The organism is Streptomyces sp. Pv4-95 (assembly GCF_045782725.1).
GTDB lineage: Bacteria > Actinomycetota > Actinomycetes > Streptomycetales > Streptomycetaceae > Streptomyces.
Genome location: NZ_CP127172.1, coordinates 2,467,475 through 2,479,235, shown reverse-complemented (window position 1 = coordinate 2,479,235; position 11,761 = coordinate 2,467,475). Strand labels below are relative to the sequence as shown.

The 11,761-nt window shown below is 70.2% G+C and carries 10 protein-coding genes and 1 pseudogene; 10 read left to right on the top strand and 1 reads right to left on the bottom strand.

Annotation, left to right across the window (positions count from 1 at the left end; translation table 11 throughout):
• The first annotated feature begins 15 nt into the window (after positions 1–15).
• The 7 genes and pseudogenes from QOM21_RS10860 (at position 16) to QOM21_RS10830 (ending at position 6,875) form a co-directional block, all read left to right on the top strand.
• Positions 16–534 (top strand): NUDIX hydrolase, encoded by a 519-nt coding sequence (locus tag QOM21_RS10860; RefSeq protein WP_407555631.1) that lies wholly within the window; start codon positions 16–18, stop codon positions 532–534.
• A gap of 38 nt (positions 535–572) precedes the next feature.
• The gene (locus QOM21_RS10855; RefSeq protein WP_003980220.1) at positions 573–881 is read left to right on the top strand and encodes a DUF2469 domain-containing protein; all 309 of its coding nucleotides are present in this window, start codon (positions 573–575) and stop codon (positions 879–881) included.
• Positions 882–1,663: 782 nt separating this feature from the next.
• Positions 1,664–2,020 (top strand): annotated as a pseudogene (locus QOM21_RS10850) (YraN family protein); the annotation flags it as partial.
• A complete protein-coding gene (locus tag QOM21_RS10845) occupies positions 2,020–3,630 on the top strand; it encodes a YifB family Mg chelatase-like AAA ATPase (RefSeq protein ID WP_407549707.1) in 1,611 nt (536 codons plus the stop codon). The pseudogene QOM21_RS10850 and the gene QOM21_RS10845, both read left to right, overlap by 1 nt.
• 99 nt (positions 3,631–3,729) lie before the next feature.
• Positions 3,730–5,034: a DNA-processing protein DprA gene (gene dprA / locus QOM21_RS10840; RefSeq protein ID WP_407549705.1), complete on the top strand. Its 1,305-nt coding sequence runs from the start codon at positions 3,730–3,732 to the stop codon at positions 5,032–5,034.
• 360 nt (positions 5,035–5,394) lie between these two features.
• A complete protein-coding gene (gene whiG, locus QOM21_RS10835; RefSeq protein WP_407549703.1) occupies positions 5,395–6,231 on the top strand; it encodes an RNA polymerase sigma factor WhiG in 837 nt (278 codons plus the stop codon).
• Positions 6,232–6,335: 104 nt separating this feature from the next.
• Positions 6,336–6,875, top strand: a complete 540-nt coding sequence (locus QOM21_RS10830; protein ID WP_407555630.1) for a TetR/AcrR family transcriptional regulator — start codon at positions 6,336–6,338, stop codon at positions 6,873–6,875.
• A 382-nt stretch (positions 6,876–7,257) separates the two neighbouring features.
• Here QOM21_RS10830 and QOM21_RS10825 read toward each other — a convergent pair whose 3' ends face one another.
• The gene (locus QOM21_RS10825) at positions 7,258–8,091 is read right to left on the bottom strand and encodes a murein hydrolase activator EnvC family protein (protein WP_407555629.1); all 834 of its coding nucleotides are present in this window, start codon (positions 8,089–8,091) and stop codon (positions 7,258–7,260) included.
• A 733-nt stretch (positions 8,092–8,824) separates the two neighbouring features.
• Here QOM21_RS10825 and rpsB point away from each other — a divergent pair.
• The 3 genes from rpsB to pyrH all read left to right on the top strand — a co-directional run bounded on the left by rpsB (position 8,825) and on the right by pyrH (position 11,607).
• A complete protein-coding gene (gene rpsB, locus QOM21_RS10820; RefSeq protein ID WP_407549701.1) occupies positions 8,825–9,730 on the top strand; it encodes a 30S ribosomal protein S2 in 906 nt (301 codons plus the stop codon).
• 107 nt (positions 9,731–9,837) lie between these two features.
• Positions 9,838–10,674: a translation elongation factor Ts gene (gene tsf, locus QOM21_RS10815; protein WP_407549699.1), complete on the top strand. Its 837-nt coding sequence runs from the start codon at positions 9,838–9,840 to the stop codon at positions 10,672–10,674.
• Between the two features lie 162 nt (positions 10,675–10,836).
• Entirely contained in the window at positions 10,837–11,607 is a 771-nt protein-coding gene (gene pyrH, locus QOM21_RS10810; protein WP_393895634.1) for a UMP kinase, read from the top strand.
• Positions 11,608–11,761: the final 154 nt, after the last annotated feature.

Sequence of the window (11,761 nt, the reverse complement as noted above, 5' to 3'; positions counted from 1 at the left end):
GCTGACCGCGACCGGGTGGCCGATCGCGACGGGACGGCCGCGGGCCGGCAGGCCGAGGTGCGCCAGGTCTCCCGCGTCATCCTGCTCGATCCCGACGACCGGATCCTGCTCATGCACGGCTTCGAACCGGCCCGCCCCACCGAGACCTGGTGGTTCACTCCTGGCGGCGGCGTGGAAGGCACCGAGACCCGCGAAGAGGCGGCGCGCCGCGAACTCGCCGAGGAAACCGGAATCACCCGGGCAGCCCTCGGCCCCGTCCTGTGGAAACGCCGCTGCTCCTTCCCCTTCGACGGACGTCAATGGGAGCAGGACGAGTGGTACTACCTGGGACGGACCGACCGGACTGAGACCGACACCAGGGGGCAGACGGACCTGGAGCGACGCAGCGTCTCGGGACTGAGGTGGTGGACTTTCGAGGAACTGTCCGCGTCGCATGAGACGGTGTATCCGACCAGACTCGCCGAGCTGCTGCGCACGCTGCTCGACGAAGGGCCCCCCAGTGCGCCGGTGCTCCTGGAGACCGAGAGGGTCTGACGCACAATAGGGGGACGCACGGCTGAAGGGGATCTGCCATGAGCGCCGAGGACCTCGAGAAGTACGAGACCGAGATGGAGCTGAAGCTCTACCGGGAGTACCGCGACGTCGTCGGTCTGTTCAAGTACGTGATCGAGACCGAGCGACGGTTCTACCTCACCAATGACTACGAGATGCAGGTGCACTCGGTGCAGGGCGAGGTGTTCTTCGAGGTCTCGATGGCTGACGCCTGGGTCTGGGACATGTACCGCCCGGCTCGCTTCGTCAAGCAGGTGCGCGTACTGACGTTCAAGGACGTGAATATCGAGGAGCTCAACAAGAGCGATCTCGATCTGCCGGGGAGCTGAGGGGCCGTACCGGGGGCTCGGTCCGCCCAAGGGCTGGGCTCGGACTGCTCGGGATGTGGGCTGTTTCCGGCCGGCCGGTTGCCTGGCGAGTTGCCGGCGGCCGGCTGTGCTGCGCGTGCGCCGCTGATCACCACTGTGGGTGACCGGGTTATCCACAGCTGAAGGGTTATCCACCAAGATCCAACAGCTCAGTGCGAAGACTTCACAGTCGGTGCCGGAGGTGGTGCCGCATGAACGCCATGCAGGCCGGCCGGCAGGCCAGGTACGGAGCACAGGCCGAAGGAATCGGGCTCGGTCCGGACGGGGCTTCGAGCGAGTACGGGACGTCGAGCACGTTCGGGCCGTCGAGGGCGTACGGGGCATCGAGTGCGTACGGGAGCGCCGGGGCTCGGAACGAGGGCGGGTCCGGGGGACATGGTCACGGGGCCAGGGGGATGCCGTTAGGCCGGGGAGTGGCTGGTGATGCCGGGGCTCAGGGCAGCGGCAGGGGCAGCTGCGGCGGAGCGGTAGGCGGCGAGGAGGCGCCCGCCGGGTGCCCACCGCCGGGGAGCCACGGGCCAGCGGGGGAGCGGGGCCGAGTCGAGCCCAGGACCCGAAACCTGAGCCGAGGCCGCCGCAGGACGCAGCCAGATCCGGGACCTGATGCCCGGAACGGGCCCGACCCCACTCCAGGGCGCCGCCATGAGGCCAGGGCACGCCGCCCCGAGGCCGACGGACACCCAGCGCCCCCGCCAAGCAAGTCCAACGCGGCCGAACCCCACGCGGCCCCTCCTAAGCGCCCGGACGCCCGGCGGGCTCTCGGACGCTACGGCGAAGACCTCGCCGCCCGGTGCCTCATCCAGGCCGGCATGCGCATCCTGGACCGCAACTGGCGCTGCCGCGACGGCGAGATCGACATCGTGGCAGCCGACGGCGACGCCCTCGTGATCTGCGAGGTCAAGACCCGCCGCGCCGGCTGGTACGAGCACCCCATGGCAGCGGTTCGTCCCGAGAAGACCCAGCGCCTGCGCCTGCTGGCCGAGCGCTGGCTGGAGCGGCACGGCGGACCGCCGCCCGGAGGCGTGCGCATCGACGTCGTCGGCGTGCTGCTCCCCGCCCGCGGCGCCCCGGTCGTCGACCACGCACGGGGGGTGGCGTGATGGGCTTCGCCCGCACCTGCTCCGTCGCCCTCGTCGGAGTCGAAGGCGTCGTGGTCGAGGTCCAGGCCGACCTCGAACCAGGTGTCGCCGCCTTCACCCTCGTCGGACTGCCCGACAAGAGCCTCGTGGAGTCCAAGGACCGTGTACGCGCCGCGGTGGTGAACTCCGGTGCCGAGTGGCCACAGAAGAAGCTCACCGTCGGCCTCAGCCCCGCATCCGTCCCGAAAGGCGGCAGCGGATTCGACCTCGCCGTGGCCTGCGCGGTCCTCGGCGCCGCCGAGCGCCTCGACCCTAGGGAACTCACCGACCTGATGATGATCGGCGAGCTGGGCCTGGACGGCCGGGTCCGCCCCGTGCGAGGCGTGCTGCCGGCCGTCCTGGCAGCGGCCGAGGCCGGATACCGCCAGGTCGTCGTACCGGAACGAACCGTTGCCGAGGCGTCCCTCGTCCCCGGCATCTCCGTCCTCGGCGTCCGCAGCCTGCGCCAGCTCATCGCCGTCCTCACCGACGAACCGGTCCCAGAAGAGGACGACACCCCCGGCGAGGGCCGCCCCGACCCCCTGCTCGCCGGGCTGATCGTGCCGGGTACCGGTATCGGCGCCGGACTGCCACCCGGTGACCGCACCCTCGATCTGTCGGACGTCGCCGGCCAGCACACCGCCCGCCGGGCCCTGGAGGTGGCCGCCGCAGGACGCCACCACATCTTCTTCAAAGGCCCACCCGGAGCCGGGAAAACCATGCTCGCCGAACGCCTCCCCGGGCTGCTGCCACCCCTGTCACCCAAGGAATCCCTGGAAGTCACCGCCGTCCACTCGGTCGCCGGCACCCTCCCGCCAGGGCAACCGCTCGTCAACCGCCCGCCCTACTGCGCCCCGCACCACTCAGCGACCATGGCCAGCCTCGTCGGCGGCGGCAGCGGACTGCCCCGCCCCGGCGCCGTATCGCTCGCCCACCACGGCGTCCTCTTCGTCGACGAGGCCGCCGAATGCAACGCACGCGTCCTGGACGCCCTGCGGCAGCCACTGGAATCCGGACACGTCGTCGTGGCCCGTGCCGCAGGCATGATGCGCCTGCCCGCACGCTTCCTCCTCGCCCTCGCGGCCAACCCCTGCCCCTGCGGCCGGCACGGCACCATCGGCGGCGGCTGCGAATGCAGGCCCTCCTCCATCCGCCGCTACCGCGCCCGCCTGTCAGGACCCCTGATGGACCGCGTCGACCTACGCATCGCCGTGGAACCCGTCGCACGCTCCGAACTCATCGCCCTCGGCCGCGGCGCCGAATCCACCGCAACGGTCGCCGACCGCGTACGCGCTGCCCGCGAACGCTCAGCGGCGCGCTTCACCGACACCCCCTGGCGCACCAACAGCGAAGTGCCCGGGCACGAACTGAGAACCCGCTGGCAGGTCCACCCCGGTGCACTCGCCCAAGTCGAACGCGACCTCGAATGCGGCCTGCTGACCGCTCGTGGCCTCGACCGTGTCCTTCGCGTCGCCTGGACGGCGGCGGACCTCGCCGGCCACGACCGCCCGACAACCGAAGACGTCAACTGGGCACTGGAACTCCGCACCGGCGTACGGCGAGGAGCGGTGACGGCGACCGCCGGAGCATGAGCGCAACCCGCGAGCCGCTGCGGTCCCGCAAACAACGGCCGCAGCGGCCACGCGGACCGGAGAATCACGCAGCCACAACGGCCGCAGAACGGGGGAGAGATGAGCGGGACCGACGCATGGGGCTTCGCCACACACGATGCCGACGACACCACCCGACACCGCCCGAGCAGCAGCGAGAACGAAGGCGCGACACGCCGAACCGCCCCGCACCCTGCGCCCCGCTCACCACACGCCGAGGAGCCGGCCCGACACGACCCCGACACGCCGCAGCGCACGGCCCGCGCGGCACTCACCCGCATCCTCGAACCAGGCGACGAAACCGCCGGCCGCTGGCTGCGCGAAATGGGCCCGGTGGCCCTCTGGCAGGCGCTGTCCTCCCCTGACGCCGACCCGCCCAAAGGCGCCGGCCGGGACAAGCTCGCCGGCCTGAGGCTTCGCGCGGAACGCACCGACCCCGCCGCTGACATCGCCGCCGTCACCGCACTCGGCGGCCGGTTCCTCTGCCCGGGCGAGGACGAATGGCCCGGCCAACTCGACGACCTGGGAGACAGCCGCCCCATCGGTCTGTGGGTACGCGGACGCGCCAACCTCCGGCTATGGGCCCTGCGCTCGGTCTCCATCGTCGGCGCACGAGCCTGCACCGAATACGGCGCCCACCTCGCCGCAACCATGGGCGCCGGCCTGGCCGACCGCGGCTGGACAGTCGTCTCCGGAGCCGCCTACGGAGTCGACGGAGCAGCCCACCGCGGCGCCATGGCCGCCGACGGCCCCACCATCGCCGTACTCGCCTCCGGCGTCGACTACGCCTACCCCCGAGGACACACCGAATTGATCGGACGGATCGCCGAACAAGGAATCCTCCTGGCCGAGTTACCGCCCGGCGACCACCCCACCCGCAGCCGCTTCGTCCAACGCAACCGCGTCATCGCCGCACTCACCAGAGGCACCGTCGTCGTCGAAGCCGAACTCCGCAGCGGCTCCCTCGTCACCGCCCGACGCGCCACAGCACTCGGCCGCTACACCATGGGCATCCCCGGCCCCGTGACCAGCGCACTGTCCGCAGGAGTCCACCAACTCCTGCGCGGCGAAGCAGTGGTGGTCACCGACGCCGACGACGTCGTCGAACTCGTCGGCAGCATCGGCGACCTCGCCCCCGAACGCCGCGGACCGACCCTCAGCCGCGACCTGCTGGACCCCGTCGCGGCCCGCGTACTGGAAGCGCTGCCCGCGCGCGGCGGCACGGACACTGCCCACCTGGCACGGGAATCCGGCACCCCGCGCGACCTCGCACAAAGCAAACTCTTCGAGCTGCAGTCCCTCGGATTCGTTCAAAGGTGCGGTGACCGCTGGGAGTTGGCGCGACGCGCCGAGCACACCGCAGGTTCCCGGCGAGGCGGTACTTGACCTGGGGCGAACGGGTGAAAGGGTGAGGGGAATGACCGCAGAATCCAGGTTTGCCTCGCTTCGGCATGCGGAGTCGACCCACGGGGGCATAGCGATGTGGCGCAACCGGCCGCCCGGGTCCCGCCGGCCACGTCACCGCATCCCGCCGCGCACCCCCCGGGAACACGCGTCCGACCCCCTGACCGGCTGTCGCCACGCTGTGCGAGGTAACGACGAGGTGCGGCTAGCGGAACGTATCTGCGCACGCCCGAACCCCCGATCCTCGCGCACCGCGACACTTCGGTCACGCTACGCTCACAGGCAATCCCCCCTTCACACACTCACCCACCAGCGTCTCGGCAGAACGGCTCAAGGCGACGAATGCCCCAGCACACCTCCGGGTCTGACCGCGCGGCAGTACCACCCGCCGCGCGCGGCAGCGTGCGCCCCTCCGCGCCCACTGCGCTCGACGAGTTGTGGCGCTCCTACAAGGCGTCGGGTGACGGGCGACTGCGGGAGCAGCTGATCCTGCACTACTCACCCCTGGTCAAATACGTCGCAGGCCGGGTCAGCGTCGGACTGCCACCCAACGTCGAACAGGCCGACTTCGTCTCCTCCGGAGTCTTCGGACTGATCGACGCCATCGAAAAGTTCGAACCCGAACGCTCCATCAAGTTCGAGACCTACGCGATCACCCGCATCCGCGGCGCGATGATCGACGAACTGCGCGCCCTGGACTGGATCCCGCGCTCCGTACGACAGAAGGCCCGCGCCGTCGAGCGCGCCTACGCAACCCTCGAAGCGCAGCTGCGCCGCACACCCTCCGAGGCTGAGGTCGCCCGCGAGATGGGCATCGCGCTCGAGGACCTCCATGGCGTGTTCAGCCAGCTCTCCCTGGCGAACGTCGTCGCCCTCGAAGAACTCCTCCACGCCGGCGGCGAGGGCGGTGAACGGCTCAGCCTGATGGACACGCTGGAGGACACGGCCGCCGACAACCCCGTCGAGGTCGCCGAGGACCGAGAGCTGCGGCGTCTGCTGGCACGGGCCATCAACACCCTCCCCGAGCGTGAGAAGACCGTGGTCACCCTCTACTACTACGAGGGCCTCACCCTCGCAGAGATCGGCAACGTCCTCGGTGTCACGGAGAGCCGGGTCAGCCAGATCCACACCAAGTCCGTACTGCAGCTCAGAGCGAAACTCGCCGACGTCGGACGCTGATCCTTGCCACAGAGATGCGACGCGGAGTGCCACGGTGGGCCCGCCGTCCGTAGAGTGGTGACGTGCCAAGGATTCGAGCGGCCTCTGTGGCCGAGCACCGGACGATGCAGCGCGGCGCCCTTCTGGACGCCGCCCGCACCTTGCTGTCCGAAGGCGGAACGGAAGCGCTGACCTTCCCCGCCCTCGCCGAGCGCACGGGACTCGCGCGCTCCTCCGTGTACGAGTACTTCCGCTCGCGTGCCGCGGTCGTCGAAGAGCTGTGCGCCGTCGACTTCCCCGTATGGGCCGCCGAGGTCGAGGCGGCGATGGCGGGCGCGGACACGGCCGAGGAGAAGATCGAGGCGTACGTGCGCCGACAACTGGCGCTGGTCGGCGACCGACGCCACCGAGCCGTCGTCGCCATCTCGGCCGGTGAACTGGACGCGGGCGCGCGCGAGAAGATCCGAGCCGCCCACGGCGGACTCATCGCGATGATCGTCGAAGCCCTCGCAGACCTCGGCCACGAGCAACCCCGCCTCGCGGCGATGCTGCTCCAAGGCATCGTCGACGCCGCCGTACGCCGCATCGAACTCGGCGCGGCGGAAGAGCCCGACCAGATCACGGAGGCGGCGGTGGCGATGGTCCTCCGCGGCGTCCGAGGCTGAAGCACCCCCCAGGGGGCCCTCCCCCCCCGCCCCGCCTCCCACCACCCCCACATTCGTTGGACCCGCAGCCCGCAGCCCGCAGCCCGCAGCCCGCAGCCCGCAGCCCGCAGCCCGCAGCCCGCAGCCCGCAGCCCGCAGCCCGCAGCCCGCAGCCCGCAGCCCGCAGCCCGCAGCCCGCAGCCCGCAGCCCGCAGCCCGCAGCCCGCAGCCCGCAGTGCCCTGGTGCGGCCGTGGGTGGTTGCCGGCCTCAGGGCCGGCTTGGTTAGCCATCGCCGACGTCTGAGCGATGGGGGCACTCGTACCTCTCATTACCGCTGGTCAGGGCCTATGCCCCAGGCGACGGGGCAGGGGCCCGGCACGGGATTCCTGGGCTGCGGCGTCTCTAGCCCTCCCCTCGGCTGCGGCTGCGGCTGCGGCCCGCGCATCGATGTGGGGACAAGCGGCGGATGGCCCAGAGGGCCGCGGCTGTGAGGGCGACCGTTGCCAGCAGGGCAGCCTTCGTGCGCGTTCCTGCGGTCGTCGCTGAGGTGTGGACTGAATTCTCGGGCCGCACGGCATCTGTACGGCTCAGAGGGAGGGGGACGCCGAAGATCGGGAGCAAGTGCGAGTGGCTGCCGTGGAGCATCGACGGAGGGAGCAGTGACAGCGGGTTCAGGTACTCCTTTCCGCGGCGCAGGCCCCAGTGGAGGCACGGTCCGCGGCAGTGAAAGGGACCGCGCTGGAGCACTGCGACCGGTTGGCCCGCCCTGACGCTCGCGCCCTTCCGTACCGTCGGGCGCACCGGTTCGTAGGTGGTGCGCAAGGGGGGACGGTCTGAGCTGGGGAGTTCGATGGTGAGGACTCCCCGCCCGGCGACCGTCCCGGCGAAGGCCACTTTGCCGGGCGCTGCTGCGCGGACCGGTACTCCGGTGGATGCCGAGAGATCCACTCCGCGATGTCCTGCTGCCCACGGCGACGGAGGTGGGTCCCACCCACGCACCACTATGGGCTGCAAGCCCGCGGGTCCGTTGACGGGCCAGGCTCGGTCCGCCGGCCTTGGGGCGGGCGTCGATGGGGAGCCGGCCCCTGCGACACGTTCCCCTGCGACACGTTCCCCTGCGACACGTTCCCCGGCGACGCGTTCCGTCGGCTCCACAGCCCCACCCGTGGCGCCGTCCCTGGCATGGGCAGGAGCGGGGGCGGGGGCGGCGGATGCGGGCACCACTCCCACCCCCATCCCGATTTCCGGGCCCGCCGCTATGAGCGCCGCGCCTGCCGCTACGACCGCCCAGGCAGTCGTCCCGCGCACGGGAAATGAGCAGCCGGCCCCAGAACGGGTGAGTTCCGGAGCGTGCGCCCACCTTTTTGTCGGCGCGCCTGTACCGGGGGTGCGCGGCAGGATGGCGCTTCGCCGAGGTGGCCAGGTGCCCGGCAACCGAGCCGGCCTCGCGCCCGGTAAAGGGTGGAAGTCGACCTCCAGATCCCCCGCGCCGGTCCGAGTGCTTCCCGAGTCGCTCCGGAGTCCGTGCTTTCCGGCCCCGGAGGTGACTGCAGTTGTGGCTGTGGCCATGGCTGCGGTCGCGATCGTGGTCGTGATCGTGGTGGTGCTTGAGCTGGGATGTTGTTGCATGTGTCGACGGTGGCGTACTCCGCCGCGGCGTGTGGATCTTGGGCCGTTGCTGTGGAAAACCTGGCGGCTGTGGACAACGGTGTCACTCGCCCGGGGCACGAAAAGGTGCGTGTCGCCCAGTGCATCCGCTGTCCCGTACACTTCTTGTGGCGATCCGGGTCACCGGGTCGACTTCGCACGCCCCGCCATCAGTGCACCAGTCCCTCTCGGGCAGCACGGTGGCCGCGCTCCTCGGTCCTCGGAAGGTTCCGCAAGGTTCCCTCCTCGGCAGGCGCGTAGGGGCGTCAGGCACCGCGGCCGACCGGCCGCAGTGGAACCGAGTACAACAAGGAGTACGGCCATGGCCGTCGTCACGATGCGGGAGCTGCTGGAGAGCGGCGTCCACTTCGGGCACCAGACCCGGCGCTGGAACCCGAAGATGAAGCGCTTCATCTTCACCGAGCGCAACGGCATCTACATCATCGACCTGCTCCAGTCGCTGTCGTACATCGACCGCGCCTACGAGTTCGTCAAGGAGACCGTCGCCCACGGCGGCTCGGTCATGTTCGTCGGCACGAAGAAGCAGGCCCAGGAGGCCATTGCCGAGCAGGCGACCCGCGTGGGCATGCCCTACGTGAACCAGCGCTGGCTCGGCGGCATGCTGACCAACTTCTCGACCGTCTACAAGCGCCTGCAGCGCCTGAAGGAGCTCGAGCAGATCGACTTCGAGGATGTGGCCGCCTCCGGCCTCACCAAGAAGGAGCTCCTCGTCCTCTCCCGCGAGAAGGCCAAGCTGGAGAAGACCCTCGGCGGTATCCGCGAGATGCAGAAGGTGCCCAGCGCCGTCTGGATCGTGGACACCAAGAAGGAGCACATCGCCGTCGGCGAGGCGCGCAAGCTCAACATCCCGGTCGTCGCGATCCTCGACACCAACTGTGACCCCGACGAGGTCGACTACAAGATCCCGGGCAACGACGACGCGATCCGCTCCGTCACCCTGCTCACCCGCGTGATCGCCGACGCCGTCGCCGAGGGCCTCATCGCCCGTTCCGGTGCCGCCACCGGCGACCAGAAGCCCGGCGAGAAGGCTGCCGCCGAGCCGCTGGCCGAGTGGGAGCGCGACCTGCTCGAGGGTGAGAAGAAGGCCGACGACGAGGCCCCCAAGGCCGAGGACAAGCCCGCCGAGGCTGCTGCCGAGGCCCCCGCGGCCGAGGCTGCCCCGGCCGCCGAGGCCGAGAAGCCGGCCGCGGACGCCGAGCAGGCCTGACCTCAGTACAGGTTGATGACGGCGGGGGCCGGCGCCACGAGCGCCGCCCCCGCCGTCCACCCGTAGATCTTTCGACTGTCGAGATTTCGAGAAGAGATTCACAGACCATGGCGAACTACACCGCCGCTGACGTCAAGAAGCTCCGCGAGCTCACCGGCGCCGGCATGATGGACTGCAAGAAGGCCCTGGACGAGGCCGACGGCAACGTCGACAAGGCCGTGGAGATCCTGCGCGTCAAGGGCCAGAAGGGCGTCGCCAAGCGCGAGAGCCGCTCGGCCGAGAACGGTGCCGTCGTCTCCCTGATCGCCGAGGACAAGTCGGCCGGCGTTCTGCTCGAGCTGAAGTGCGAGACGGACTTCGTCGCCAAGGGCGAGAAGTTCCAGGCCGTCGCCAACACGCTCGCCGCGCACGTCGCCAAGACCGAGCCCGCCGACCTGGAGTCGCTGCTCGCCTCCGAGATCGAGGCCGGCAAGACCGTCCAGGCGTACGTGGACGAGGCCAACGCCACCCTCGGCGAGAAGATCGTCCTGGACCGCTTCGCGCAGTTCACCGACGGTTTCGTGGCCGCGTACATGCACCGCACCATGCCCGACCTCCCGCCGCAGGTCGGCGTCCTGGTCGAGCTGGACAAGGAAAACGCCGAGGTCGCCAAGGACATCGCGCAGCACATCGCGGCCTTCGCCCCGAAGTTCCTGTCCAAGGACGACATCCCCGCCGACGTCGTCGAGAACGAGCGCCGTGTCGCCGAGGCCACCGCGAAGGAGGAGGGCAAGCCCGAGGCCGCCCTTCCGAAGATCGTCGAGGGTCGCGTCAACGGCTTCTTCAAGGAGAACACGCTGCTCGCGCAGCCGTTCGCCAAGGACAACAAGAAGACCGTCCAGAAGGTTCTGGACGAGGCCGGTGTCACGCTGAAGCGCTTCGCGCGCATCCGCGTCGGCGCCTGAGCCTGCCGCGAAGTCAGCGAATGACCTGCGACCCCGCTAGGGTCGTACGCAGTCGGCCGCTCACCGGCCGGCCGCAGATGTGACGAGGAGGCCATTGCCGCACAGGGATCTGACCCAGACCCACGGCAATGGCCTTCTTCGTATGTGCACGAGGAGAGCTCAATGAATCACGGTGCCGATGGCGCGGACACGGACAAAGCCGTTCACGGCGGCAGGCAACGCTTCCTGCTGAAGCTGTCGGGCGAGGCATTCGCCGGCGGCGGCGGACTGGGCGTCGACCCCGACGTCGTGCACGCCATGGCCCGCGAGATCGCTGCCGTGGTGCGTGAGGGATACGAGATCGCCATCGTGATCGGCGGCGGCAACTTCTTCCGCGGCGCCGAACTCCAGCAGCGCGGCATGGACCGGGCACGCTCCGACTACATGGGCATGCTCGGCACGGTCATGAACTGCCTGGCCCTCCAGGACTTCCTGGAGAAGGAGGGCATCGACTCCCGCGTCCAGACCGCCATCACCATGGGCCAGGTCGCGGAGCCGTACATCCCGCTGCGCGCGGTGCGCCACCTGGAGAAGGGCCGGGTCGTCATCTTCGGCGCCGGTATGGGCATGCCGTACTTCTCCACTGATACCACCGCCGCCCAGCGCGCCCTGGAGATCGACGCAGAGGCCATGCTGATGGGCAAGAACGGCGTGGACGGGGTCTACGACTCCGACCCCAAGAAGAACCCGGACGCGGTCAAGTTCGACGCCCTCGAATACGGCGAGGTCATCACCCGCGACCTGAAGATCGCCGATGCCACCGCCATCACGCTGTGCCGCGACAACAAGCTCCCGATCCTCGTCTTCGAACTGCTCGCCGAGGGCAACATCGCGCGCGCGGTGAAGGGTGAGAAGATCGGCACGCTCGTCAGCGATCAGGGCACCCGGGCCTGACGGCCCCAACTGCCGTGATTCCGTACGGGCATCGGCCTGTACGGGCGGCAACTCCCGGCCGGGGGAAGACCCCGGTACGGGGATGGACAACCGCCTGCCGGTCGGACACCGTGCAGGAGAAGACGCGCGGCAGGGGCGAGGCTCTGCTTCTTAC